The sequence below is a fragment of the Glycomyces rhizosphaerae genome, assembly GCF_042647865.1.
In the GTDB taxonomy this organism is placed as follows: Bacteria; Actinomycetota; Actinomycetes; order Mycobacteriales; family Micromonosporaceae; genus Glycomyces; species Glycomyces rhizosphaerae.
On the sequence record NZ_JBHRWO010000022.1, the window covers coordinates 83,670 to 108,438 of the forward strand.

The following is a 24,769-nucleotide window of genomic DNA, read 5'->3' on the forward strand; positions in this document are numbered from 1 at the left end:
TGAAGAGCATAGGATCCGAGTACGACATCGGTCTCGGGCTCAGGCCAGGGCGGCGTCGAGCAGGACTTCTGCGGCGGCACGGGCGTGGACGGCGGCTTCGGGCGTGCCCGCGATCGCGGCGGTGGTCTGGGCGCCTTCGGCGAGGATCGCGATCTGGGCCGCGAGCGTCTCGGTCCCGCCCGCGGCGCGAACGAGGTCCGCCACGTACCGCTGGAACGCGTCCTTCTGCGCGCGCACCGTGCGAGTCACGCCAGGGTTCCCGCCGTGCAGTTCGCCGTAGGCGTTGATGAAGGCGCAGCCGTTGAAGTCAGGCTCGCGGAACCAGGCGTCGAGGAAGTCGAAGACCGCCAGGATCTTCCCGCGCGCAGTCGACTCGCGCGCGGCACCGGCCGCGATCCCGGCGTTCCACTGGGCGCGGCGCCGCTCGAGCACGGCCACGATGAGCGCGTCCTTCGAGGGGAACAGGGCGTAGATGCGCTTGAGCGAGACGCCGGCCGCGGTCCGCACCGCGTCCATGCCGACCGCCTGCACGCCGTGTGCATAGAACAGCTGGTCAGCGGCCTCGACCACCTGCGTCCGGGCAACTGTGTCGTCGATCATAAAAGAACCCCTTGCCATGAGAACGATCGTTCTCTATCGTAGTCTACATCAGCAGAGAACGATCGTTCTCCATTAGGAAAGGACCGCTGTCATGGCCACCATCACCGTCGGCACCGAGAACAGCACCCCCGTCGAGCTCTACTACGAGGACCAGGGCTCCGGCCAGCCGGTCGTCCTCATCCACGGCTACCCGCTCAACGGACACAGCTGGGAGCGCCAGACCCGCGAGCTCCTCGCGGCCGGGTACCGCGTCATCACCTACGACCGCCGCGGTTTCGGCCAGTCGAGCAAGGTCGGCTCCGGCTACGACTACGACACGTTCGCCGCAGACCTGAACCAGGTGCTCGAAACCCTCGACCTGCGCGACGTCACCCTCGTCGGCTTCTCCATGGGCACCGGCGAACTCGCACGGTACGTGAAGAACCACGGCCACGAGCGGGTCGCCAAACTCGCCTTCCTCGCGTCGCTCGAGCCGTTCCTCGTGCAGCGCGACGACAACTCCGAAGGCGTGCCGCAGGCCGTCTTCGACGGGATCGCCACTGCCGCAAAGGAAGACCGCTACGCCTGGTTCACCCAGTTCTACAAGGACTTCTACAACCTCGACGAGACGTTGGGCGAGCGGATCAGCCAGGAGGTCGTGACGGCCAACTGGAACACCGCCACCGCCTCCGCGCCTGTCGCCGCCTATGCGGTCGTCTCCGCTTGGATCGAGGACTTCCGCGAGGACGTCGAAGCGGTCCGCGCTGCGGGCAAGCCGTCGCTCATCCTTCACGGGGACAAGGACAACATCCTCCCGATCGACGCCACCGGCCGCCGGTTCCACGCGGCGTTCCCCGAGGCCGACTACGTCGAAGTCGAGGGCGCGCCTCATGGTCTCCTGTGGACCCATGCTGAAGAGGTGAACGAGGCGCTGCTCAAGTTCCTCCGCGCCTAGAAGCCGCCGTGCACGAGGCCTCCTCCGCGAACGCGGAGGAGGCCTCGGCCCGTTGTCGTGCGTTCAGCAGCCGTCGTTGCCGACGAAGACGTACTTGACGCTGATCTGGTCGTCGTACCCGCTCTGCGCGCCGCCGTCCGGGGTTTGGACGGTGACCTCGCAGTTGTCGTAGGCGGGCCCTTCCTCGTCCCGGCGATCGCCTTGGGCCACAACGTTTGTGAAACCGGCAGAAGCGAGGATCCGCTTCGCGTCGGCGACGGATTCACCCACGATGTCGGGCACCTCGGCGGAGGCGTCGGCCGATTCCGAGGTCGGCATCCCGAGCGGTGTCGTAGTCGCGGACGGCGAAGGGCTCGGGGCCTCGGATTCACCGCCGCCCGATTCGTCCTCTTCGGATTGCGGTGATGCCGAGGTCGACGAATCCTCGGTCGTCGGCTCTGCGGATGGCTCAGGCGCCGGCTCAGCGGATCCCACCTCGCCGACAGCGTCCGAACTGGACGGCACGACCATGTCGGTGCCGAGTGATTCGTCGTCCGAGGCACCGCGGTTGAGCAACGCCACCCCGGCGAAGGCGACGACCGCGGTGACGACCACCATCGCCGTCACCAGCACGTCCGGGCTCGCCCGCAACCGGGTGAAGCCCGGGGCGGCGGGCTCCTCCCCGCGCTCGCTTCGGATCCGGGCGAGTCCAGCGAGCGCCGCGCCCTCGGCGATCACCAAGTCCGGCAGCTCGGGCCGCACGGGTTCGATGCCGAGGTGATGGCCGAGGACTGACGCGACCAGCGGCATCCGGCTCACCCCGCCGACCAGCAGCAGGCCCGCGATCGCATCGGTCTCGATCGCCGCGTCCCGCATCGCGTCCTCGACGAGGCCCACCGTCCGCAGGATCGCCGGGGTGAGGCACTGGTCCACGTCCTCGCGGGTCAGCCGCACGCCGCGTTCGAGCCCGGGCAGAACGACGTGGACCGACGGATGGTCGGACAGGTGCTCGCGGGCGCGCCGGACCTCGTCCAGGAGGCGCGCCTGGAGCGCGGTCTCGGCCGGATCGCCCGCCCGCGCCCAGAACTCGGGGTCGGCCGGGCGGTGCCGGCCGGCGAGGTGTTCGAGGAGCAGCCGGTCGAACTCGCGACCGCCGATGTCGTCGGCGCTCTTCGCGGCCTCGACCGTGAAGTCGTCGCCTTCGCGGCGCACGACGCCGATGTGGCACGAGCCCGCGCCGAGATTGCAGACGACGAGCGGTGCACCCGAATCCAGTTCGCGGCCTTGGGCTTCCGAGAATGCTCGCGCGGCAGCCTCGGGCTCGGACACCAGGAAGGACGCGTCGAAACCGGCGTTCGCCGCCGCTTCGGCGTGCGCCCGGCGCCGGGTGGTGCTCCAGGTGGCGGGGACGGCGAGCACCACGAGCACGGGCTCGTCCGCGTCCGGAAGGGAGACTTCGGCGTCGCCGGTCCGCGAGGCCGCGGAACGGGCGGTGCTCCGTTCGGACTCCTCGGAATCGGCCCGATGGTCGCTGCGACGGGTCGACACCGTCGTGGTGGACGACCCGAGGTCGACCCCCACGGCGACTGCTCGGGGTGAGGGTTGCATGCGACTGAGTCTATTGGGCCGAATCGAGCAGTTTCAATAGGCGCAGCCGATCACATTTTCCGGATCCTCTTGTCGCCCTAAGCGGTGCCGCGCCGATCGATGAGTCCCTCAAGGCCCGACAGGAACTGTTCGAGCCCGAATTCGAACGAGAAGTCGTGGTCGGCATCAGCGCCGGCGTCACGCCCGGCCTCCTCCGCCACCTTGCGGGCGTTGGGAAACCGTTCGATGTCGAGCACCAGGTGCAGGTAGGGCTCGTGAGCCTGCCAGAACTGCGCCTCGGTGCGACCGGTCCGCTCGTCGGCGCGCGCCCGGCTCTGGAACCGCGCCGCCCCGTAGACGAAGCTGGTCAAGGTCATGACCGCGGCGTTCAACTCCGCGGCGGTCAGGCCAGTGCCTTCAAGCGCGGTGAGATCCCGCTCGTACTTCGCGGTGATGTTGGGCCCGAACGCGGGCCGCGCCACCGGCAGCTCCAGCAGCCACGGATGACCGAGGTACCGGTCCCGGTCCAGCCTCGCGATGGAGCCAAGACGATCCCGCCACGTCCCTTGCGTCGCAAGACCATCCAGCGCGTCGGCGAAGACATGGTCGAGCATGAGCGCGTGCAGCTCGCCCTTGCCGGGCACGTGCGTGTACAGGGACATCGCGCCGACCCCGAGCCGCTCGGCGACGCTGCGCATGGTCACCGCGTCAAGCCCGTCGGCGTCCGCGATCGCGACGGCGGCGCCCACGATCGCGTCGATCGTCAGGCCGCTGCCGCGGCTCGGACGCTCCTTCGTGCGCCACAGCAGCGGCAGCGTGCTGGTCGGATCGGGCCATCGTTGCGCATTCACGCTTGCCATTCTACTGACGTACGACGTACGGTACAACGTACGACAGTGAAAGGACACCGAACGATGAGCACTCCCGAAACCCGAACCACCCCAACGAATCCGGCCCTGTACACCGGGCCCGACCTCGACACCCTCCTGGCCGAGTACGCGACCGAAGGCCGCGTCGACGACCAGGCCCCGACCCAGGCCGCGGGCGCGATCACCATCGAGGCCGAGCCGGAACAGGTCTGGGGACTCCTCGCCGACGTCACGCGGTGGCCCGAGATCCGGGCGGACATCCACGACGCCGAGACGAGCGGCCCGGCTGCGGCCGGTCGCGTCTTCACCTGGAGCGCCGGGCCGAACCGGGTCGAATCCAGCTTCGGCGCAGTGGAACCGGGCCGGCTCCTCACCTACGTGAGCGCCGCGCCGGGCGCCACGTTCGCCTCCGTCTACCGCTTCGAAGCGGAGGCCCCGGGCCGGACCCTCCTGACCTGCCGCGAATCCCTCGCGGGCCCGGTCGCGGCCGAGCTCGTCACGAGCGCGGTCCTCCAGCACGGCGTCGACACCTGGCTGGCCGGAATCAAAATGCTCGCCGAAGCGAGTTGACCGTGGCGGCGGCGGGCGTCCCGCTCGCCGCCGCACTCAATCCTCGGTCTCGGCTTCCATGCGCCGCACGATGGTGGCCCTGCCGGACCCAGGACCCGCGTTCCAGCGGACGAGCAGACTCTGGTGCGCACTCGTCAACGGGCGCAAGATCATCGCCATGAGAGCTCTGATCGTCTACGCGCACCCCGACGCCAACTCCCTGACCGGATCCCTGAAGGACCTCGCCGTCAGCGCCCTGCGCGCCGACGGCCACGAGGTCGTCGTCTCCGACCTGTACGCCATGAAATGGCAGTCGGCGGCCGACTACACCGACTTCGACGGCATCACCGGTCCGGATTTCATGCACGCCTCCGGAACCGCGTACGAATCCGGTCGCCTCAACGCGGACATCCGTTCCGAGCAGCAGAAGCTGCTCGACGCCGACCTGGTCGTCCTCTTGTTCCCGCTCTGGTGGTTCACCGTGCCCGCGATCCTCAAGGGATGGATCGACCGGGTGTTCACCTACGGCTTCGCCTACGGCGCCGACATCCCGCGCTACGGCGACGGCCCGCTCGCCGGGAAACGCGCCATGGTCGCCACCCTCACCGGCGGCAGAGCCGGCCACTACACCGCACGAGGAGTCAACGGCCCCACCGACGACCTGCTGTTCCCGCTCAACCACGGCCTCCTGCACTTCACCGGCTTCGACGTCCTCCCGCCGTTCGTCGAGCACAGCGCCGTCCACCTCGACGACCAGTCCTACAACGGCATCGCCGAACGGTTCCGGCAGCGACTCGACACCGCGTTCACCACCGAGCCCATCCCCTACCGCTCGGAAGCCGGCGGCGACTACACCGGCCTCACGCACCCGGACGGCTCCGAACTGATCCCCGGCCTCGAAACCCCCGGCACCAGCGGATTCGCCCTCCATGTCTCCGACCCGACCCGGAGTTGAGCCAAGTGGTCGCCGCTCAGCGAAGTACGGCCGCCAGCACGTCGGCCCCCAGGGCCGTCAGATCGGGCAGGTTGAGGGTGTAGCGGACGTAGCGACCGTGCCGCTGGGAGGTCAGCAGGCCCGCGCGGCGCAGGACGGCGAGGTGGCGGGAGACCTCCGGAGGCGACAGTTCCCAGGCGTGGGCCAGCTCGCCGGTGGTGTGCGGGCCGCGGGCCAGGGTGCGCAGCAGCCGCAGCCGCACCGGATGGGCCAGCGCCTCCAGCCGCAGCGAGACCGTCTCTAGCGATACCGGCTCCGATGGACTCGCCTCGGCTACCGGGTACTGGACCACCGGCGGCCACCCGGTCGCGGTGACCGCTACGAGGTGCGGGCGGCCGAAGACGCTGGGCAGGAAGGTGATCCCGGTGCCATGGGCGGCGATCGCCTTGTCCTGCAGCTTGTCCACGATGATGTGGTCGCCGTCGGGAGACAGGGCGACGGCGCTGGAGATCGACGCGAGTGCCGCACCGATGCCCTGGCGCTGCAGCAGGTGGTGCTTCAAACGCAGGTCGGTGGCGAGCGGCACGGCCGCGTTCGCCCAAGCGTCGTCGAAGAAGGCCTCGCCGCATTGTTCGAGGGTGTGCCGCACCCGCGCCCGCACGGCGGCGGGGTCCGCGAGCAGCCGTTCCGCGAAGGCCTCTTGGAGCGCGCCGCGGGCCTGGGCGAGGTCCAGGGCCCGGTCGCGCGCGGTCGCGTCGGCGAGCGGTGACGGCGCGCCGAAGTGGACCCGGTTGTTGCCGCATGTGGTGATGAGCGCGGCGGTCACGTACGTCTCGTCGTCGATCCGGTCCACATCATCCAGCTCTTCGGCGAGGGTCAGCCGGGGACGAGCGGGGACCAGGAAGCCGGCTCGTGAAGAGCGCCAGAGGAACTCCGCCTCCCGCAGCCGCTCGGCCAGCTCCGGCCGCATCCCTGCCCAGACGTCCGCGGCCCAGTCGGCGAACTGCGGGTGATGCCCGGGTTCGGCCAGCACGTGCAGCATCGCGGTCAGTTCGGCCAGCGGGGAGGCGGCGAACCGCAGTCGCTCGGACGGCAGCCCGCTGATGTCGATCTTCAGCGTCACCCCCACATCATCACGGACTTGCCGGCCGGCAACGGCGTCGGTTGACGGACATCGTCAACCGACGCGGTCGGCCCGGCGGCCGAACGCACCTTTGACGCCATGGCAACCACCACCAAGATCCGGCCGCGCGCGCTCGTCCGCGCTTCCGGAGGCCCCCGCTATGCCCTCGCCCTGGCCGTGGACGCGCTCGGCACCGGTTTGCTGCGGCCCTTTCTGCTGCTCTACGGAATGCTGGTGCTGCAGCTGTCCGCGCCGGTCACCGGCATCGCGATGACCGCGGGCATCGTCGCGGGCCTGGTGTGCATGCCCGCGGTGGGCCGCTGGCTGGACCGGGGCGCGCGGAGCACCGTGGTGGCGGCGTCGATGCTGGTGCGGGTGGCGGGCGTGGTGCTGCTGCTGGCCGCCCCGGCGGGGCACGTCTGGCTGTTCGCGGCGGCGGCGCTCTTCCTCGGGATCGGCAACCAGGCATGGCCGGCCGCGCATGCGGCGCTCGTGGCAACGGTCGCCCATGGCCGCGAACGCGACGCCGCTCTCGCGGCAGGCCGTGCCCTGCGCAACGCGGGCCTGGGCGCGGGTGCGCTCCTCGCCACAGCGTTCCTGGCAGGCGGTGCCACGGCGTTGCAGGTGCTGGCGGGCGTCACCGGGGTCGCGTATCTCGCGGCGGCGGCCTTGGCGTGGTCGGTCCGCGTGCGTGCCGATCCGGCCGCCACCGCGGCCGAGGTGGCCGAAGGGCCCGCGCCTCGGATGCGCATGCTGTTGGCCGCCAACGTGGTCTACGTCTTCTGCCTCAACGTCCCCGAGATCGCGCTCCCGTTGATCCTGGTGACCCAGTTGGACGCGTCCCCGATGTGGTCGTCTGCGATCTTCGTGGCCAACACGGTCCTGGTGGTCACCCTGCAAGTGCCCGTCACCATCCTGTTGTCGCGCTTCTCCCGGCGGGCCGTGCTGGCCCTCTCCGGCGTGGTGATCGCCGCGTCCTATCTCGGATTCCTGGCGGCCGCCTCACTGGGCCACGGCTGGGCCGCCCCGGCGATCGTCCTGATATCGGTGGTCTGCACGCTCGGCGAGATCAGCTACGCCGGCAGCGCCACCGCGCTCGTCGCCGCCCTCGCCCCGGCCCATGTCCTCGGACGCGCCCTCGCCCGCTTCCAACTCTCCGCCGGCTTCGGCCTCGCCGTCTCCCCGGCGGTCATCACCACCCTCGCCTCCCACGGACAAGCCGCCCTCTGGGGCTCCCTCGCCGCGGCGACACTCCTCTCCGCAGGCGCCGTCGCCACCGAGAAAGACCAAGGCCCGGCCCAGCAATCGCCGCCGCGCGAGTCACTCGAGCGGGAGGCGGATCGTCTCGAGGAAGTCGTCGTCTTCGTTCATCGACAGGAGCTCCGGCGGGCCGGAGACCTTGGTGCCCCATAGATCCCAGTCGGTGTAGACCAGCCAGGAGCGATCGATCGGCCACAGGTTCGCAGGGCTTCCCTGGTAGTCGAGCAGTTCCAGTTCCTCAGCATCGCGGAGTCGGCCCTGGTAGACCTCGAGGACGTTGAAATCGTCGGCGATGCACTGACACCAGTGCGCGAAAAGCTCTGTCTCCGCACCTGAATAGCTCCTCAGCACATCCATGAGCGCACGGAAACTCTCACGGTCGAGGCTGCCTTCGGTGGGCGGTTGGATCGATGTCGGCCATGAGCGGTTTCGTTTCACCGACGGGAACACGTGGTACGAGGGGTACCGGTGCTCCGGTTTCATGTGCATGGGCACCACCGGATCTCCGACACGATCCGAGAGCTCACGCCAACGCAGGCGACGCCATCCCGGCCCCGGGTCCCCTTCCCATCCCAGACCCCCACCAGGCACCGTCAGCCCAGGAGTATCAGTCTCGACCCAGTCCCCGACCCGCCACGGTTCCACTTCCCCCGAGTCGAGCATGCGCCGGTGCCGCTCGTCATGCGTCTCACCGCCGGCGGGTGTCTCCTGCTCATACATCGCATTCAAGATCCAGAGCGATCCTGGTGCGCCCCGCTCGACATCGAAGCCGGTGATCGAGCCCGGATCACGCTCGGCCAGCCAGAGGACCTCGCCGCCATCGACTCGGTTCCACTTGTCCGACACCACGACCACCTCCGAGAAGAACGCACCCAGTCTCACAGAAGACCCCCGCTCCTGCACCTGTAATCCGTGCGAGTCAGTCTCCTGAGGTCCCCCAGCAGCTCGACACGCGCAGCTTCCGAGAGCTCAAGGCTCTGCCCGAGGTCGATGTCATTGAGGTCGATTCCGGTGACGACCTCGCGCATGTCGACAATTGAGAGCGCCCCCGGGTAGCTGTTGCCGTACTTGGAGTTGCCCCATTCCTCCAGGGATTTCGGCTTGGGGTTCTCCTGGTCACCCGCTTCCCAAGGCCAGTAGAAGTTCCCCGAAGCAAAACTCGATGGTCTGCAGTCGATCAGGAACCGCTACTCCCGCCCTGTCATCACGCGACCGGCGGGAATCACACTTCCGTATGTAGCGGAGCATTTCCGACACAGATCAACTTACGCAATCTTGGAAGGGCAGCTCTGAAACGAAGCGTTGCCTAACTCAACAAATCCGATCTAAGATCGCAAGAGAGTGCCTGCACACGCCATGGCGCCGAGTATGACCAGAAATGACAACCACATCCAGAAACGCTTGGCTATGAGCGGCAAATTGATCTTGGTAATTCCTCGCCGGAGCCTTGAGCGACCACCGGACCCCACTCCTCTTCTTATGCAACGCGCAGAAAAGGTACCGCATGAGAATCCGCAGCCTCTCGATCAGGAATGTCAAGGCGATTCCGAGCCTTGACATCGACTTTACCCGACGCGTGTCGCTCCTCCATGGTGCCAACGGGATCGGAAAGTCCACTATTCTCGACTGCATAGCTCTTCTCGGTCATATCGCGACAATGGATCAGGTCGTAATCGAGGGCGATTCGGTCCGACTTCGCCCGCCAGCGGTGCATGCATTCCTCCGGTCTCATCCAAACCTGACCGAATCGGCCGCAGCCCGAATGGAGTCCATCGCAGCGTCCCCTCCCCCTCGACATGAGGCAATCAGAGCCGCGGTGGAGGCGAGGCCTTCCATCGACCACTGGTACGACGACCAGTATGTGCGCACCGATCGCATACGATACGTGTGCGATAGCGACACCACCGGATCCTTTACCATCATCGTGGCGTTCACCGGGAGCCCGGGCCTCACGATCTCACACATGTTGAATCGCACGCGGTGCGATGATCTCGACATGGCCGAGCATCTTGTGGTTATGTTCGACGGCGGCGAACTCTCGGTGGAGGAGTTCTTGTCATTCCAGTCGACCACGTCGACAAGCCTCGTCGCGGAGCCATCCGCAGAACCATCTGGACTTCGGGAGAACTTCACCGCGTTCCACCCCACGCCGGCCGCGCTGGAAGCAGAGGGCCACCGTGTTCAGGCGATCAACACAGATCTCGCCGACCTCGGAAAGCGCGACCAAATCCGTGAATCGGTCAAGGATCTGAGTCTCCACTTCACCGACGAGGTTGCGCGACTCAACCTGCCCTTCGACCAGCCCGTGAACACTGACGGGAGCAGGCTCAGGTTCAGATTCTTCAATGAGCTGCAGACGGTCATCTCACAGGTCATCACCGATCCGGCGGTGCGGCGAGGAGAAGGCCGGGAGCCGTTCCTGAAACTGATGAGCTGCGACCTGATCAATGGGCAGCCCCAAATCAGCTTCAAGCGGATCAGCGATGACGAGTCTCGCACCAACGACTTCATGAGCGCCGGGGAGAATGAGTGCTTCTTCATATTCCTGGCTCTGCTCGGAGTTCACAATATGAACGGCGTCATCATCTTGGACGAGCCCGAGCTGCACATCGCCGAGTATTGCCGACCGGCATTCTTCGAGAAGCTGTACGCCTTGGCCGAGGAACGCAACTGCCAGGTCATTGTAGCCACCCATAGCCTGTTCGCGCTGAGCGACCGCGAACCGGTGCAGTTCCTGGTGGTCGGACGCACGGTGGAGCGAGGAGGTCTGGTCGTGTACAAATGCGGTGAGAACCCCGAGTATTCGCTCTCTCTCTTCAAAGCGTATTGGCGCATCGGAACGCTATTCCTCAGCACTGCCGGTTCGATTCGGCCGTTCCGCTCGCTGGGAAGCGCCATTTACAACTCGCTCTCTCGCCTTGGAAACGAGAAGCCCATCCCCATGGCACTACTCATCGGGATCGTAACGACCGCTCTCGGCTCTCTGGTGAACGACCTGGTTGGCTTCCTGGACCTGCAAACCGGGACCGAGCACTTCGTCTTCATCCGGCTCATCCTCATCTACGGCTGCTTCAGCGCAATCGGGTGCGCAGTCCTGTTCTGGATGCGCAAGCGACGAACGAGATAACCCGGACTGCATCAACTGCTGAACATTCCGTCTTCAGCCGATCTGAGCGTCACAGGGTGTGCAGCAGTTCCTGAGCCGACCCCTGTCTTTCCCAACCTCTCGACGACCAGCTTCTCCGCAGCATCCGTCTTCCTGGACCAGACTTAGAAGCCGGTCGGCGCCTCGCCCCACGAGGCGAAGCGTTGCGCCGACGCCGAGCGGAGTCAGTCTCCTGAGTGCCCCCAGAAGACGACCAGCTCGGGCTCGCCATCTCCCCAGAGCACGAGGTGCCGGGCGCTGTCCGTGTCGGCCTCGTATTTCCAGAGATCTTCCGCCTTCACGCCACCGATGCGCTCCCAATCCTCAAGGGTGGGCGTCGCCGAGCCGAGCAACGCGACCAACTCCTCTGCGGTGAAGGCCAGACTCTGGCGGGGCAGCAGGTCGTCGAGTGCAACACCGGAGACGACCTCGCGGATATCCACGATCGAGTGCGCCCCGGGATAGTCGTTGCCGTACTTCGAACCGTCCCACTCCTCCAGCGATCGCGGCTTCGGGTTCTCCGGGTCCTCCTCATCCCAGCGCCAATACACGTCTCCCGACTCGAAGGCGTCGCGGCGCAGTTTCGTGAAGGTCGCCTCGATCGAGCCCTCCCACTTCACCGAGTAGTTCCAGCCAGATGCACCCATGTCTCGTCCAATCCAAGTTCAACGCCGAACGCATATGGAATCGCGTGAGGCAGGTTCGGAAACGTTATCGCAAAGGACCGACACCGCGGTTTTCGTCGCACCCGCAGCGCCCCCTGGCGGTATCAAACTGGTCCTCCACTGCTCCGACCCCGTCATTCCCGGCCGTCTCCTCCCCACCGGTAGGGTGCTGGGCATGCGTTTGTTGGTGGCACGGTGCCAGGTTGATTACACGGGGCGGCTCGCGGCCCATTTGCCCATGGCGACCCGCTTGATCATTTGGAAGGCGGACGGGAGAACCGCCAACACGAGCGCCTGAGAATGAGTCGCCCGCTTACGGCAGTCCCGGGTTCGCCAGCCAATTGAGATCACCCGTGAACCTCAGTGCCACACGCGACTGAGGCGCGTCGAAAGCCTCGACCTCACCCGAGCAGCAGGCGACGAGCACACCGTCGCCCCGCCACCATCTGTCGGTGATGCCCGCGACTACCTCGATGGGTTCGAGTTCGGTGAAATCGATGGTTTCCACACGGGTGCCGGTATATCGGGTGACCCGCTCGGCGTAGACGAAGGCATCGTGCGCCAGCGAGAGCGATTCAATCCATCCCTCAATCGTGCCGTGCAACGGCACCCACCGGCCCGTGTCGATCCCGAATGCACCCTCGGGCCCGATCATGAATCCGTACGGAACGGCGGTCCTCGAAGGCCCGACCTCGAACAGCCACTCGCCACTCTCGGAGCGCTCGAAACCCCCGACATCGAAGTACCTGGGACCGCCGTCGTAGAACGGACCCGGAGGCAGAACGAGGCCGCCCCAGAGCCTCTGGATCGCAACGGCTCGGTCCACCACTTCTACCGGAATACCGTGACCGATCCAGTCTTCCCGATATTGGTCCAGCAGCCGGGGCTCCGTCCGAACACCATGGGAGTAGACAAAGCCGCTCGCGCTCGGAGTCAGCCGGCCAAGCATCGCATCATCAGATCGAACATCCATCAGTAGAAAGCTCCCGAATCTCTCAGGTCGTGTGCCTCACGTCCGTAGGGATCGAGCGATCCTGGCGATTGCAGCGAGCGCTTCCGAAAACAGCACGGTATCGATCTCCTGGTTCGTAGCAGGCAGCGCCAACTCGACGTGATCCAGGGTGAGGTTGTCGTCCGGACGGTAGGACGGGTAGAAGGACGGCTCGGTCTCCATCGCGATGAAGCCGCCATCGGGGAACTCGAAGTAGACGCTACGCCGATTTCCCTTAGGATCGGGGTCGCCGTACTGCCAGCCGCGTTTGAGAAGCCCCATCAGAGGGCCGCCATCCACGACCCGGCCCTCGAATCGACTCAGCCGCCCGGACAGCCGCTCTTCCTCGGTCAGTACAAGCACAGGACGCGCGAGCTGATCGAACGGTTGGAGGATCTCGTAGTCGGCTAGGACCGCGGCCCACTGCTCGACCTCATCGCCCAAGGTGGCCGGGTGTGCGAGTTGGACGACGGCATCTTCAATCAGGACCATCGGCTCGTCTTCGAGATCAGCAAAAGTGCGGTCCTCTGCGAGACGGAACGAGGTCCGTCCTGAAGCAGAGTCGGCCCGCCAGACCAGGCGACTCGTGAGGTGCCTCAGCAGCGGATGGTCGACCATGTAGGTCTGGAACTCATCGCCGGTCCAGGTGCGGCCGTTGACCATCGCGGATTCGAGGCGCCGCACCTGCTCTACCGCGACCTTCTTGAGGTCCTTGCGCATCGCTGTGAATCGCTCATATGCCGGCTGGGCAAGCTCGAGGTCGTCCTTCGCACCGGGCTTCGGCAGGTTGGCGCGACGTTTCCCCGAGTCCTCGACCACGTAGGGCCGCAGCTGCTCGTCGAACTTGACGGTAAAGGAGCGGGGACCGTAATCGAGGATGGGCGGTGTATCCGCATCCAGGCCGAAGTCTGGGACGAAACGGTCGGCGAGCTGTTCGCGATCGAGGCCGAGCCGCTGCGCGATCGCGTCGATCTGATCGGCGGCCGCTTTCTTGAGCGCCTTGAACTTCGTCTCCTCCGCGATCCCCCGCACCGCCCAGAGCGCAGCCTCGGTCCCCGTGGCGCCGAGAACCTCGACGCCTCTGACGGCTTTGGCGCTCTGCCCCTGTCCGGGCCAGTCGCGGATCAGCGTGGCGAGGCGTCGCACCGTGTGCTCATCGGCGAACCTCGCCAACTGCGTCATGGCCCATACGTCCTTGGAGGGGCAGCCCGCGGCCGTCCACAGCTCGTACAAGGCCCACGAGAACGCGGTGAGTGAAGCCGCATCGCATTCGATAACAAGCACGTCGACACCCCCATAAGGCCCCTCGAGTCCATCGATCGCCAGCGCGAGCATCAGCGTCTTGACAGCATCCGCAGGCAACGCGGTAGCACCGCCCGCGAGCAGTACCTGCGGCAGCGAGTGCGGATCAGCCCATGTGCCGATACGCGGAAGGCTGTCGAGTTTCGGGTCGAACGGATCAGGCTCGATAAGCGCGCGAACCGCCTCCGCAGCAGGCTCGCCGTGCTGCTTCGCCTGGGTGTCCAGGACTTCCCGGCTTGGCTGGGCCAGGTACCGCAGCGCTCTGACAGCAGGTCCTCGCAACTTCGCGTCTGCACCGAGCGCGTCCGGGATGAGTAGCGCCGCCGCAGCGTCGGGATGCCGGTCGAGCCAGGCCAATGCGACGGCGCGGTCGCTTTGCGACCGCGTCATGCAGTCGGCTGCAGTCCTGGCCGCCTCGATGTTCACGATGGGAAGCATGGCCGGACGGAAGTCCTTCTTCGACCGGACGATCTGCATGACACGGTCGACGACGGCGTCCGAGTGCCGGGCGAGAATCGCCTTCACCGTGGAAACCGAGGCCGAGCTGGCCTGACCATCCCATTGGTCGAGAGCCGATCCGACCAGCTCCTCGGGGGCGTAAGCGAGGAACTCCGGGAACCACAAGTGATCGGTTCGCGGACCGTCCGGCATCGAACGTTCCCAGAACCCCTCGTGGGCGATGTAGTTCTCGTCATCGGCAAGGACCTGGAAGGCCTCCTGTTCGCCTTCGTTCCAACGCAGTTCATTCAGCGGGGGTGCAGAAAGTCCAGCGAGCGGAGTCGGTGCTGCTTGGTTCACGTAAGCCGCCCACGGCGGCGATGTGAAGCACGCTGGCAGTGTGGCTTTGCCAGCCACCGGAACCCCCGCAGACATTGCCTGGAGCTGCTCGATCGCCTGTCGATCGACTTCGTCGAGCATCGCGACCGCCTTCTGTATCAATGCATTCGACTGCGAGATTCCAGCGAGCCTGGACTTGGCAGGGCCGGTAGATGCCCCCGACACCGAGGCGATCGCCCGCAGGGTCCGGACCGGGAAGCGCTTCGCCGCTGCACGCGCCGCAGCCATCGGACGCGCTTCGCCACTGCGTTCGAGAAGGTATTCGATCGCCGGGTCAGAAGGCAGCATTCCGAGCGCGTCAACCATCGCCCGTGCTACCTCAGGACGCTTGACCGACCGGCTATCCAGGGACTTCACCAGGACCGGAAACGCCTCGACACCCAGCGCATCTACGAGGCGGGCTACCGTTCCCACTTCGCACTGATAGGCATCGATCATCGAAGCACCACTGACTTCGAGGTGTTCCCGCCTCGACACGAAGGACCACAGGGCATCCTTGCCGACGTTCAACGGGCCTTGCGACCCATGGAGCAGACAAGCTTCCTCGACCCAAGACTCCTGGTCAGGAAACAGCATGGCGCTGGCGAACCGTTTCGCATCATCCGATCGCATGCCACCGATCGAGGCAACCGCCTCGGCATACGCCGAGGAGTCAAGCGCAGCGAGCAACGACCGGATGGGGCTGATCCAGCTGGCGACTCCCCAAGTCCCTGCCAAGTGCGCGATATGCAGCGGCCCGATTCGGACCTGCTGCCGAGAAACGACCCGAGGATGCAGCCAGGAAACGCTGGTACTCAACAGCTCGACCGCGGCTTTAGCAGTAAAGCCGATTCCGTACTGTGCAATCCAGGCATCCCGGGCGAGCTCCCGGTTATCGCGAGAAGCATCCACCCAATCCAGCAGCTTCACTGCCAACGCAGCTCCGAGCGGGTCCGGTTCTCCTGCGATACCAGCGCGAATGGGTGCTTCGAGGGAGGGGTCGGGGAGCGCACGGAACGCGTACTCGAGATACCGGGCACTCTGTGTGAATCGTTTGTTGAGTTCGGCCGGGGCGTCTTGCTTGATCTCGACCGGCCGAGGCGCTCCACGGCCGGGCCGGTCGAAGGTGTGCTGCTGCCAGGATTTGGGCAGCTCAAGCAGGCTTTCATCGGGAAGTTGGCGAGGGGTCGAGGGGTTCACTCTCTTCATAGGAGTAAGGCTATGAGACAGGTGTGACACTCGTTCGCGACCCTGGACCTGTCACGCCGCACAGACGGATGCGTGGCGCGGTCTGTGCCGCAGCACGGCCGGTAGGGTCTTCTGCATGCGTTTGTTGGTGGCAAGGTGCCAGGTTGATTACACAGGTCGGCTTTCCGCCCATTTGCCCATGGCTACCCGTTTGCTAATATGGAAAGCGGACGGGAGCGTGCTGGTGCACGCCGACGGGGGGTCGTACAAGCCGCTCAACTGGATGACGCCGCCGTGCAGTGTCGTCGAGGGGGCCACCGAGTGGACCGTGACCTCGAAGAAGACCGGTGACCAGTTGAAGATCACCATTGAAGAGGTCTTCCACGATTCAAGTCATGAGCTGGGCGTCGACCCCGGGTTGCAGAAGGACGGGGTCGAGGCGCACCTGCAGGAGCTGCTCGCCGCCGACACGGGGCCGCTCGGGAAGGGCTGGTCGCTGGTGCGGCGCGAGTATCCGACCGCGATCGGGCCCGTGGACCTCATGTGCCGCAACGCCGACGGGAAGCACGTGGCCGTTGAGATCAAGCGGCGCGGGGAGATCGACGGCGTCGAGCAGTTGACCCGGTACCTGGAGCTGCTCAACCGCGACCCGCTGCTCGCGCCCGTCGACGGGGTCTTCGCCGCCCAGGCCATCAAGCCGCAGGCACGGGTCCTGGCGGAGGACCGCGGGATCCGGTGCGTGGTGCTGGACTACGACGACCTGCGCGGCGCGGTGGACGAGAGCCAGCCGCGACTGTTCTAAAAGAACGGCGAAGGGCCGCAGCGAAATCGCTGCGGCCCTGTCACGTTCAGGGGATTACTGGTCGAGCTCGAAGTCCTCGGCGTCGTCCCAGAGCTGCTGGCACTCTTCCTCGGTGCCGTAGCCGGAGTCGATGCAGTCCTGGATCGTTTCCTGCTCGATCTTGTCGGCCTCGCTCGAGAGCGTGTTGAACACGAAGACCGTCATCAGGATCGAGGCGATGATGGCCAGGAGGCCGGTGATCAGGCCGGTGCCACCGGTGCCCTTGCCCTTGCCGCCGCGCGAGCCGGCCTTGGCCAGGGCGACGATGCCGAAGATGACGGCCAGCAGGCCGATCGGGATCGCCGTGAAGAGGTTGATGCCCGGGATCCACGAGAAGATGATCAGGCCGACGAGCCCGAGGACGAGGGCGGTGACGCCGAAGCCGTTGCCCTGCTTGACGGGGGCGGGCTGCTGCATGGGGGCCGGGGCAGGCGGGTAAGCCACGGGGGTACTCCTAATAGATGTTGGTCGATCAGATTGTTCGGGCGGAACACGGTGGAGTCTAAGGCAGCAATGCAAACCCTCGAACGGGGGCCAACCGGGCAATATCAGAGATACCGCTCACCTCGACCCTCCGGACCAGCGTAATTACTCAGCGTATTTGTCCTATATGAACTAACTGAGTGGAGTTGTCATTCCACTCTGCGCAATCGCAGGATCGCCGAATCCCAATCCGACTTCTTCCAGCGCAGCGGCAGGCCGAGCGCGTTCAACGTCGCGCCCCAATGGGTCTCGCCCGTGTCCTCGTCAAGCCAGCGCGAATCCGCCGCGATCCCCTCGGGGCGCAGCGGTGCCAGCGGCCGGGCACAGTGCCACGGGGTCTTGAAGGCCAGCACCGCGATCTGGTCGCCGCGCACGTACTGCACGCCCGAGAGCGAGGAGGTCTCCGGATCGCCGAGCCGGAACTGCACGCCGTGCTGGACGACCGGCCTGAGCCGCTTGTATTGCGCCACATGCTCGGCGGCCTCCTCAAGCTCGGCCTCCGACCACTCGGTCAGGTTGCCGCCCACCGCGAGCACGCCCGCGCTCGCGACGTGGAAGCGGAACCGCAGCGAAGTGGTGCGCTGGTTGAACCCGGAGGGTTCGTCGGTGATCCAGGTGCCCATGGCGCGCGCCGGGTAGGCCTGGCCGAAGCCGTGCTGGATGTTGACGCGGTCGCCCGCGTCGGTGTTGTCCGAGGTCCACACCTGGTCGACGTAGCGGAGCATGCCCGGGTCGACGCGGCCGCCGCCGCCCGCGCAGCCTTCGATGCGCACGTCGGGGTGCGCCGCGCGCAAGCGTTCTTTAAGCGCGTAGACGGCTTCGATGTGCTCGAACCAGGCGCGGTCGGGGTCTTCGGAGTCGGGGCGGCCGGCTTCGGTGAAGGGCCGGTTGTGGTCCCATTTGATGTAGTCGATGTCGTTGTCGCTCAGGAGCTTGTCGAGCCAGGTCCAGGCCCATGCGGCGACTTCGGGGCGGCCGTAGTCGAGGACGAGTTGCTGCCGCAGCTCGGTGCGGTCGCGTCCGGCCTGGTGGAGCACCCAGTCGGGGTGGGCGCGGTGGAGGTCGGAGTCGGGGTTGACCATCTCGGGTTCGACCCAGATGCCGAACTTCATCCCGGCCTTGTGCACGGCGTCGGTCAAGCCCTTGAGGCCGTTCGGGAACCGGTCGGGGTTGGGCTGCCAGTCGCCGAGGCCGGCGTTGTCGTCGACGCGTTTGCCGAACCAGCCGTCGTCCACGACGAACTGCTCGCAGCCGATGCGGGCGGCGAGTTCGACCAGCGGCAGCTGCTTTTCTTCGGCCACATCGAAGAACACGGCCTCCCAGGAGTTGAACAGGACCGGCGCGTCCTCTTCGGCGGTGGGCATGACGTGGCGGCGCAGGTGCTCGTGCCAGGCGCGCGAGGCCCCGCCGAAGCCCGCGGTGGTGAACAGGCCGGAGTACACCGGGGTCGTCCAGGTCTCGCCTGCTCGGAGGGTCCAGCGCAGTCCCTCGTGGCCGGCGCCGCCGCTGATCGCCACGCGCCCGTTGGCGGCGCGGCGCAGCAGGACCCGCCAGGAGCCCGACCATGCGAGGTTCGCGGAGTAGACAGTGCCGTGGGTTTCGGTGGCGGTGCCGTCGTCCATCGCGATCCAGGGGTTGGCCTGGTGGCTGCTGTGGCCGCGGCGGGAGCCGATCGTGGTCTCGCCCACGGGGAGCGGGACGCGCCGCAGCTGCCACTCCGCGCCCCATTCGCCGCTCAGGTGCGAGAGCCGGTAGTCGCCCCAGTGCGGGAGGGTCCACGCGGCGGAGTCGAACCGGGAGACCTCCACGGGCGCGCCCGCTTCGATCGAGGCCCAGCGGTCGAGCACGCCGGTGTCCCACAGCCGGTAGTGCAACGTCAGGTGCAGGTCCCGGTCGGTGAAGCGGATCGCGAGGTGGTCGCCCTCAACAGCGCTTTCTTCAAGAGTGTGGTCGGCGTAGTGCCAGTCGAATCCCTTGGCGCCGTCGGGGTGCCGCAGCTGGAGGGACGGCGTGGTGAACTGGGGTCCGAGTTCGCCGAGGAGTTCGGCTCCGGTGTGGGCGCGGTCGTCGAAGGCGGTCTCCCAGGGCGGGTCGACGGCGAGCGAGGCGACGGCCTCGTCAGGGACCGCGGGGCCCCAGTGCAGCTGGCGGGGCAGGCCGTCTTTGACGCCGACGACGTAGGAGAGGCCGGGCCCGGTCAGGTGCCAGGTGAGGGCGGCTTCGTCGAAGCGGATGGACATGCAGACTCCTCGGGATCGCGTTCGGCTCCAGTCTGCCCCGCACTTCACCGCGGATAGAAACCGGTATCACAATCTGGGCGAAGCTTGCGAGCCCAGCGTTGGCGCAGCGGGCGAAGCTTGCGAGCACTGAGTTTGCAGAGCGAGAGCGGCATCGTTGCCCTGTTCTTCACCCGCCCGCAACGGCCGTGTCACTCCAGCGGCCCCGCCGCAGGCGGTGAACGGGCACGTGGGAGCGGCATGCAAGACTATTGGCATGCTTCACGCGGTGGTCCCCGCGGGCGGTTCCGGAACCCGGCTCTGGCCCTTGTCTCGCGCGCAACGACCCAAGTTCCTGCTGCCCTTGACCGGTACGGACTCGTCGCTGCTCCAAGCCACGGTCGATCGGGTCAGGCTGCTGTCGCGGCCCGACCACGTCTACGTCGTCACCGGCGCCGCCCATGCGGTCGACGTGGCCCGGCAGCTCCCCGAGGTCCCCGGCGACAACATCCTCGTCGAACCCTCTCCGCGCGACTCGGCGGCCGCGATCAGCCTGGCCGCCGCCGTCATCGCCGAGCGGGAGCCGACCGCGATCATGGGCTCCTTCGCCGCCGACCATCTGGTGATCGACGGCGGGGCCTTCGCCAAGACCGTCGAGAAGGCGATGGAGCTGGCCGCGACCGGCCTGCTCATGACGATCGGCATCAATCCCACCGGCCCCGACACCGGCTTCGGCTACCTGCGCCTCGGCGCACCGGTGGGCCCCGGCTACCAGCTCGAGGCGTTCGTCGAGAAGCCCGACCAGGTCTCGGCGGTCGAGTACGTCTCGGCCGGGAACTACCTGTGGAACGCCGGCATGTTCGTCTGGCGCGTCGACGTGTTCCTCGACCAGCTCAAGCGCCACCGCCCCGCCCTGCACGACGCGGTGCGCACCCTCGCCGCCGCGTGGGACTCCAACCGCCGCGAGGCCCTGTTCGCGCAGCTGTGGCCGACCCTGGAGAAGATCTCGATCGACTACGCCGTCATGGAACCCGCGGCCGCCGCGGGCAAGGTCGGCGTCGTCCCGGGCGACTTCGACTGGCACGACGTGGGCGACTACAACACGCTCGGCCAGGTGCTCAAGGCCAACGACAAGGTCGGCAACGTCATCGTTCGCGGCACCGGCGATGCGCTCCTGAGCGAGGCGAAGCGGAACGTGGTCGTCCCGGCCGCCGGTCGACTCGTGGCCGCCCTCGGCGTGGACGACCTCATCATCGTCGACACCCCCGACGCGCTCCTGGTGTGCCCCAGGGACCGCGCCCAAGAAGTCAAGGGCCTGGTCGAGGAACTGAAGCAGGCGAACCGAACCGATCTGGTCTAATGGCGCCCATGCAACTCGCGTCCCGTCCGCTCTCTTCTCGGCAGCGCACCGTCATCGCGGCGATCCTGCTGGCATGCGCCGTGGCCTTCATCCTGGTCGCCTTGTCCCAGTGGCTGTTCGGAGTCGGCCTCGACCCGCGTGACGACACCCTGCACCGCGCCGCCGGGATCGGCTTCACCGACGAGGCACGCGGCTCGCTCTTCTCGATCATTCCGGTCGCATTGCCCGCGCTCGCGGCGTTCCTCGCCCCCGACACGCGACCCGGACGGGTGACAGTCCGCCTTACCCGTCTCGTTTATGTCGCCTACCTCGTTATCGGTGTACTGCTGGCGCTGTCGGCAGCCCGGTACGGCATCGACACTGCCAGGCAGTTGGCTGAGGAAGGACAGGTCTTCATCGACACCCGCGCCGCCGTGGAGCGACTCGTGCTCGACGCGGTGTGGTTGACATTGGCCGTTATCGGCCTCGTCTCCGTGCGATGGAACGGAACTCGCGAGCGATCCTCCACTCCGGAACCTGTCAAGTTAAGTCCCCCACAAGCGTGAGTCTGAGGGGTCCTTCCATCATTCAGTTCACTGTGCGCTATCGTCTGATATCGAACCGTGACCGAATAGCGATGAGCACTCATCGTCCATAGCGACGAGTAATGGCGGTGCGGCCCCATCTACAGGCCGCCCGCGGGCACCGGGCTTCACCAGAAGCACAACCATGCAGGACAGACAAGAGCGGACGACCGGCTCGTCCGCTGATGGGCCGTACGCGTTTTCAGGGGAGGGGACGCGTCCAGCCACCAGTCCGCATCCCGGTGCCGCGCAAGTGATTGCAAGGGGGGAGCACCGGTTCTGCCGGTGCGCGAACGAGGAGGCGGACGTATATGGACGGCCGTGACTACTTGGCCGACCTGTTGGGTAACGTTCCGGAGTGGCAGGCTCGCGCATTGTGCGCGCAGACCGATCCGGAGGCGTTCTTCCCCGAAAAAGGGGGGTCCACGCGGGATGCGAAACGCATCTGCGCGCGGTGCGAGGTCAAAGAGAACTGTCTGCAGTACGCACTCGACCACGATGAGCGCTTTGGCATCTGGGGCGGGCTCTCCGAACGGGAGCGCCGCAAGATCAAACGCCAGGCTCGCGAGGCGGCACGTCGGCGCACCGAGCGCCTGCCCGTGGTGGTGTGTTTCCCGAGCCCGATGATCAACCCCGCGCTGACTTCGGAGGTCGTCTACGCGGCCGAGCAGCGCCACGCCGAACCCGTCCTGGTCAGGGGCGGCATCGGCGACCAGGTCGGCCTGCTGGAGGATCTGCTCGGGGCCCGCATGCCCGAGCCGATCGGTGAACTGGCAGAGGAACCGGTGGTGCAGGAGCGCATCCCGGTCGCCGCATAGCGAATCCCTACGAGCGAGCCGAGCAGGGGGCGGGACGCCGACGTCCCGCCCCTTCGCCGTTCAGAACTCCAAGTCCTCGGGCGGCAGGTTGAGCAGGGACGCGAGCTGCTCGGCCAGGACCGAGCGCACCAGCGCCCCGGTCTCGGCCTTGCCTTCGGCCCGCAGCTCGATCGGCCTGCGGTACAGCACGATCCGCGGCGAGGCCGCCACGGTGCCCGGCTGCGCCGGATAGAGCTTCGCGAGCGGTACCCCGCGATCCTCCACGATGTCGGCGTCGTAGTGCTGGGACTCCGGCGGCACCTCGTCCACCGCGAACTCGATGTGCCGCAGGTCGGTGAACTTCGAGCCCAACGTCTCGGAGAGACGGCGCTCGATCGCCGCCACCGAATCCATCACCAGAGTGTCGAACTGCTCGACGGGCGTGCGCCGCAGCGGCAGCGCCCGGGGTGCCAGCGGACCCCGCATCCCCCGTCCGTGTCGATCTCTGCGCATGGGGAAACCATAGCGTTCGCGTCCGACGAATTCGGGCCCCGCGATCGCGAACACCTCAATTCCATATGGGTCCACTGTTCAGCGCCGCTGACTTTTCCACCGCGAGTGGTAGTTTCGTGGGGTGAGGTCGGATCGGCGTTGCTCCCGGAACGGCTGCCGCCAGCCTGCGGTGGCCACTTTGACATATATCTACTCGGATTCGACGGCTGTGGTCGGCCCGCTCTCCACTACGCGGGAACCCCACAGCTATGACCTGTGTGATGCGCATGCCCGGCGCCTCACCGTGCCCCATGGTTGGGAACTGGTCCGCCATCAAGGCGATTACACGGTGCCCATGCCCACCGACGACGACCTGGTCGCCCTGGCCAACGCCGTGCGGGAAGCCGCCGTGGGCGAAAGGCCCGAGCTCGAGCCGCCCGAAGCGGCCCCGATGACAGGGGGCCGGTACGACGGGGCCGATGCGTCTCCGCGCCAAGGGCTCCGCCCTTCCGCGCCCCAGGTCGGTGCCAGGCGTCACCTCCGGGTGGTGTCCGGCGACGAGGACCTACAGCGCTAGTCTCGTCTCGGGGAATCGGGTCGTGACGAAACTCGCGAGCCGTGTATGCGTCCAGCGGCGACGACGCCGCGACGCTCCCACACCGGACCCGCAACACCGGAAAGGCGGCAACTGAGTGGCTCCCAAACTCAGCGATTTCGTGAAGGCCTACGACGTGCGCGGACTTGTCGGTTCGCAACTCACGCCCGAGGTCATGGAGGCCATCGGCGCGGCGGCCGTGGCCGTCACCGGTGAGATGACGTGGGCGGTCGGCCACGACATGCGCGACTCGGGCCCCGGCTTCGCCGCCGCCTTCGCGCGCGGGGCGACCCGCGCCGGCGCGGACGTCATCGAGGCCGGTCTCTGCTCGACCGACATGCTCTACTTCATCGCCGGCCAGCGCAATGTCGCCGGCGCGATGTTCACCGCCAGCCACAACCCGGCCGAGTACAACGGCCTGAAGATGTGCCTGCCCGCGGCCCGCCCGATCGGCCTCGACACCGGTCTGGCCGACATCCGCGACAAGGCCCAGGCGATCCTCGACGGCGAGCCCGCCCCGGTGGCCGAGAAGCCGGGCACCGTGACGAGCGAGGACTTCCTCGCCTCCTACGCCGCGTACATGCGCGAGCTCGTGGACCTCTCCAAGATCCGCCCGCTCAAGATCGTCGTCGACGCGGGCAACGGCATGGGCGGCCACACCGTCCCCGCCGTCCTCGGCGACCAGCTCCTCGCCGGTCTCCCCCTCGAGATCGACCAGCTCTACTTCGAACTCGACGGCAGCTTCCCCAACCACGAGGCGAACCCGCTGGAGCCGGCGAACATCGTCGACCTCCAGGCCCGCGTCAGGGAGGTCGGCGCCGACCTCGGCCTGGCCTTCGACGGCGACGCCGACCGCTGCTTCGTCGTGGACGCCGACGGCGAGCCCGTCACCCCGTCCGCGATCACCGCGCTCATCGCCACCCGCGAGCTCGCCAAGCACCCCGGCTCCGCCGTGTGCCACAACCTGATCACCTCGAAAGCCGTCCCCGAGATCATCGCCGAGCACGGCGGCCGCCCGCTGCGCACCCGCGTCGGCCACTCCTACATCAAGGCCGTCATGGCCGAGGAGGACGCGGTCTTCGGCGGCGAGCACTCCGGGCACTACTACTTCCGCGACTTCTGGTTCGCCGACACCGGCATGCTCGCCGCGATGCACGTCCTGGCGGCCGTCGGCGAAGGCAACCGCAGCGCCTCCGATCTCGGAGACGAGTTCGTCCGCTACGTGCCCTCCGGCGAGATCAACTCCAAGGTCACGGACCCGCACGCGAAGATCGAAGAGGTCGCCGCGCAGTACGCCGCCCGCCAAGACGTCACGACCGACCGGCTCGACGGCCTCACCGTCTCGTTCGAAGACGGCTCTTGGGCCAACCTGCGCCCGTCCAACACCGAACCGCTGCTGCGCCTCAACGCCGAGGGCCCCGACCAGGCGTCAATGGAGCGGCTGCGGGACGACATCCTCCGCACCGTAAGGAACTAGCCC

General features: G+C 67.0%; 22 protein-coding genes and 2 pseudogenes. 12 read left to right on the top strand and 12 right to left on the bottom strand.

What is annotated here, in order from left to right:
• Positions 1–39 precede the first annotated feature (39 nt).
• Positions 40–600 carry a TetR/AcrR family transcriptional regulator gene (locus ACFO8M_RS26045; RefSeq protein WP_387980947.1) on the bottom strand — a complete coding sequence of 187 codons (561 nt, stop codon included), beginning with the start codon at positions 598–600 and terminating at the stop codon, positions 40–42.
• A 91-nt stretch (positions 601–691) separates the two neighbouring features.
• Here ACFO8M_RS26045 and ACFO8M_RS26050 point away from each other — a divergent pair, with 91 nt between their 5' ends.
• The gene (locus tag ACFO8M_RS26050; RefSeq protein WP_387980948.1) at positions 692–1,534 is read left to right on the top strand and encodes an alpha/beta fold hydrolase; all 843 of its coding nucleotides are present in this window, start codon (positions 692–694) and stop codon (positions 1,532–1,534) included.
• Positions 1,535–1,597: 63 nt separating this feature from the next.
• Here the strand turns inward: ACFO8M_RS26050 and ACFO8M_RS26055 are convergent, their stop codons facing one another.
• Positions 1,598–3,121, bottom strand: a complete 1,524-nt coding sequence (locus ACFO8M_RS26055) for an Hsp70 family protein (protein WP_387980950.1) — start codon at positions 3,119–3,121, stop codon at positions 1,598–1,600.
• Positions 3,122–3,198: 77 nt separating this feature from the next.
• On the bottom strand, positions 3,199–3,987 hold the full coding sequence (locus tag ACFO8M_RS26060; protein ID WP_387980951.1) for a TetR/AcrR family transcriptional regulator C-terminal domain-containing protein: 789 nt from the start codon (positions 3,985–3,987) through the stop codon (positions 3,199–3,201).
• Between the two features lie 27 nt (positions 3,988–4,014).
• On the opposite strand from ACFO8M_RS26060, the gene ACFO8M_RS26065 reads away from it, so the two are divergent.
• Positions 4,015–4,539, top strand: a complete 525-nt coding sequence (locus ACFO8M_RS26065; RefSeq protein ID WP_387980953.1) for an SRPBCC family protein — start codon at positions 4,015–4,017, stop codon at positions 4,537–4,539.
• A gap of 157 nt (positions 4,540–4,696) precedes the next feature.
• Entirely contained in the window at positions 4,697–5,473 is a 777-nt protein-coding gene (locus ACFO8M_RS26070) for an NAD(P)H-dependent oxidoreductase (protein ID WP_387980954.1), read from the top strand.
• Positions 5,474–5,489: 16 nt separating this feature from the next.
• Here ACFO8M_RS26070 and ACFO8M_RS26075 read toward each other — a convergent pair whose 3' ends face one another.
• Positions 5,490–6,575 (bottom strand): DUF5937 family protein, encoded by a 1,086-nt coding sequence (locus ACFO8M_RS26075; RefSeq protein ID WP_387980956.1) that lies wholly within the window; start codon positions 6,573–6,575, stop codon positions 5,490–5,492.
• 99 nt (positions 6,576–6,674) lie between these two features.
• On the opposite strand from ACFO8M_RS26075, the gene ACFO8M_RS26080 reads away from it, so the two are divergent.
• Entirely contained in the window at positions 6,675–7,988 is a 1,314-nt protein-coding gene (locus ACFO8M_RS26080; protein WP_387980957.1) for an MFS transporter, read from the top strand.
• Here the strand turns inward: ACFO8M_RS26080 and ACFO8M_RS26085 are convergent.
• Entirely contained in the window at positions 7,896–8,681 is a 786-nt protein-coding gene (locus ACFO8M_RS26085) for a hypothetical protein (RefSeq protein WP_387980958.1), read from the bottom strand. The two genes, ACFO8M_RS26080 and ACFO8M_RS26085, sit on opposite strands and share 93 nt — an antisense overlap.
• Before the next feature lie 32 nt (positions 8,682–8,713).
• Positions 8,714–8,863: a hypothetical protein gene (locus ACFO8M_RS26090; RefSeq protein WP_387980960.1), complete on the bottom strand. Its 150-nt coding sequence runs from the start codon at positions 8,861–8,863 to the stop codon at positions 8,714–8,716.
• A 476-nt stretch (positions 8,864–9,339) separates the two neighbouring features.
• Here ACFO8M_RS26090 and ACFO8M_RS26095 point away from each other — a divergent pair, with 476 nt between their 5' ends.
• Positions 9,340–10,962: an AAA family ATPase gene (locus tag ACFO8M_RS26095; RefSeq protein WP_387980961.1), complete on the top strand. Its 1,623-nt coding sequence runs from the start codon at positions 9,340–9,342 to the stop codon at positions 10,960–10,962.
• A gap of 203 nt (positions 10,963–11,165) precedes the next feature.
• On the opposite strand, the gene ACFO8M_RS26100 is transcribed toward ACFO8M_RS26095, so the two are convergent.
• Positions 11,166–11,627 (bottom strand): hypothetical protein, encoded by a 462-nt coding sequence (locus ACFO8M_RS26100; RefSeq protein WP_387980962.1) that lies wholly within the window; start codon positions 11,625–11,627, stop codon positions 11,166–11,168.
• Positions 11,628–11,820: 193 nt separating this feature from the next.
• Here ACFO8M_RS26100 and ACFO8M_RS26105 point away from each other — a divergent pair.
• Positions 11,821–11,919, top strand: a pseudogene (locus tag ACFO8M_RS26105) (endonuclease NucS); the annotation flags it as partial.
• A gap of 39 nt (positions 11,920–11,958) precedes the next feature.
• Here ACFO8M_RS26105 and ACFO8M_RS26110 read toward each other — a convergent pair.
• Positions 11,959–12,618, bottom strand: a complete 660-nt coding sequence (locus tag ACFO8M_RS26110; protein ID WP_387980963.1) for a hypothetical protein — start codon at positions 12,616–12,618, stop codon at positions 11,959–11,961.
• A gap of 36 nt (positions 12,619–12,654) precedes the next feature.
• Positions 12,655–15,963 (bottom strand): DUF4132 domain-containing protein, encoded by a 3,309-nt coding sequence (locus tag ACFO8M_RS26115; protein WP_387980964.1) that lies wholly within the window; start codon positions 15,961–15,963, stop codon positions 12,655–12,657.
• 115 nt (positions 15,964–16,078) lie between these two features.
• Between ACFO8M_RS26115 and nucS the strand changes: the two genes are divergently transcribed.
• Positions 16,079–16,744, top strand: coding sequence for an endonuclease NucS (nucS, locus tag ACFO8M_RS26120; RefSeq protein ID WP_387980965.1), 666 nt, complete (start codon positions 16,079–16,081; stop codon positions 16,742–16,744).
• Positions 16,745–16,798: 54 nt separating this feature from the next.
• Here nucS and ACFO8M_RS26125 read toward each other — a convergent pair whose 3' ends face one another.
• Both ACFO8M_RS26125 and ACFO8M_RS26130 read right to left on the bottom strand, forming a co-directional pair.
• Entirely contained in the window at positions 16,799–17,227 is a 429-nt protein-coding gene (locus tag ACFO8M_RS26125) for a hypothetical protein (RefSeq protein WP_387980966.1), read from the bottom strand.
• Between the two features lie 188 nt (positions 17,228–17,415).
• Complete coding sequence (locus ACFO8M_RS26130; protein WP_387980967.1) at positions 17,416–19,506, bottom strand: alpha-galactosidase; 2,091 nt, start codon at positions 19,504–19,506, stop codon at positions 17,416–17,418.
• Between the two features lie 253 nt (positions 19,507–19,759).
• Here ACFO8M_RS26130 and ACFO8M_RS26135 point away from each other — a divergent pair, with 253 nt between their 5' ends.
• The 3 genes and pseudogenes from ACFO8M_RS26135 to ACFO8M_RS26145 form a co-directional block, all read left to right on the top strand.
• Complete coding sequence (locus ACFO8M_RS26135; RefSeq protein ID WP_387980968.1) at positions 19,760–20,842, top strand: mannose-1-phosphate guanylyltransferase; 1,083 nt, start codon at positions 19,760–19,762, stop codon at positions 20,840–20,842.
• An 8-nt stretch (positions 20,843–20,850) separates the two neighbouring features.
• Complete coding sequence (locus ACFO8M_RS26140) at positions 20,851–21,387, top strand: hypothetical protein (protein ID WP_387980969.1); 537 nt, start codon at positions 20,851–20,853, stop codon at positions 21,385–21,387.
• Between the two features lie 329 nt (positions 21,388–21,716).
• Positions 21,717–21,968, top strand: a pseudogene (locus ACFO8M_RS26145) (WhiB family transcriptional regulator); the annotation flags it as partial.
• 315 nt (positions 21,969–22,283) lie between these two features.
• Here ACFO8M_RS26145 and ACFO8M_RS26150 read toward each other — a convergent pair.
• Positions 22,284–22,760: a metallopeptidase family protein gene (locus tag ACFO8M_RS26150; protein WP_387981046.1), complete on the bottom strand. Its 477-nt coding sequence runs from the start codon at positions 22,758–22,760 to the stop codon at positions 22,284–22,286.
• A gap of 76 nt (positions 22,761–22,836) precedes the next feature.
• Here ACFO8M_RS26150 and ACFO8M_RS26155 point away from each other — a divergent pair, with 76 nt between their 5' ends.
• On the top strand, positions 22,837–23,271 hold the full coding sequence (locus ACFO8M_RS26155) for a DUF3499 domain-containing protein (RefSeq protein WP_387980970.1): 435 nt from the start codon (positions 22,837–22,839) through the stop codon (positions 23,269–23,271).
• Between the two features lie 115 nt (positions 23,272–23,386).
• Positions 23,387–24,766, top strand: a complete 1,380-nt coding sequence (locus ACFO8M_RS26160) for a phosphomannomutase/phosphoglucomutase (RefSeq protein ID WP_387980971.1) — start codon at positions 23,387–23,389, stop codon at positions 24,764–24,766.
• Positions 24,767–24,769: the final 3 nt, after the last annotated feature.

Excerpts from the sequence above, each read along its gene's own strand:
- ACFO8M_RS26045 (WP_387980947.1), bottom strand. The coding sequence starts at position 600 with ATGATCGACGACACAGTTGCCCGGACGCAGGTGGTCGAGGCCGCTGAC.
- ACFO8M_RS26050 (WP_387980948.1), top strand. The coding sequence starts at position 692 with ATGGCCACCATCACCGTCGGCACCGAGAACAGCACCCCCGTCGAGCTC.
- ACFO8M_RS26055 (WP_387980950.1), bottom strand. The coding sequence starts at position 3,121 with ATGCAACCCTCACCCCGAGCAGTCGCCGTGGGGGTCGACCTCGGGTCG.
- ACFO8M_RS26065 (WP_387980953.1), top strand. The coding sequence starts at position 4,015 with ATGAGCACTCCCGAAACCCGAACCACCCCAACGAATCCGGCCCTGTAC.
- ACFO8M_RS26070 (WP_387980954.1), top strand. The coding sequence starts at position 4,697 with ATGAGAGCTCTGATCGTCTACGCGCACCCCGACGCCAACTCCCTGACC.
- ACFO8M_RS26080 (WP_387980957.1), top strand. The coding sequence starts at position 6,675 with ATGGCAACCACCACCAAGATCCGGCCGCGCGCGCTCGTCCGCGCTTCC.
- ACFO8M_RS26090 (WP_387980960.1), bottom strand. The coding sequence starts at position 8,863 with ATGCGCGAGGTCGTCACCGGAATCGACCTCAATGACATCGACCTCGGG.
- ACFO8M_RS26095 (WP_387980961.1), top strand. The coding sequence starts at position 9,340 with ATGAGAATCCGCAGCCTCTCGATCAGGAATGTCAAGGCGATTCCGAGC.
- ACFO8M_RS26100 (WP_387980962.1), bottom strand. The coding sequence starts at position 11,627 with ATGGGTGCATCTGGCTGGAACTACTCGGTGAAGTGGGAGGGCTCGATC.
- ACFO8M_RS26110 (WP_387980963.1), bottom strand. The coding sequence starts at position 12,618 with ATGGATGTTCGATCTGATGATGCGATGCTTGGCCGGCTGACTCCGAGC.
- ACFO8M_RS26115 (WP_387980964.1), bottom strand. The coding sequence starts at position 15,963 with ATGAAGAGAGTGAACCCCTCGACCCCTCGCCAACTTCCCGATGAAAGC.
- nucS (WP_387980965.1), top strand. The coding sequence starts at position 16,079 with ATGCGTTTGTTGGTGGCAAGGTGCCAGGTTGATTACACAGGTCGGCTT.
- ACFO8M_RS26130 (WP_387980967.1), bottom strand. The coding sequence starts at position 19,506 with ATGTCCATCCGCTTCGACGAAGCCGCCCTCACCTGGCACCTGACCGGG.
- ACFO8M_RS26135 (WP_387980968.1), top strand. The coding sequence starts at position 19,760 with ATGCTTCACGCGGTGGTCCCCGCGGGCGGTTCCGGAACCCGGCTCTGG.
- ACFO8M_RS26140 (WP_387980969.1), top strand. The coding sequence starts at position 20,851 with ATGCAACTCGCGTCCCGTCCGCTCTCTTCTCGGCAGCGCACCGTCATC.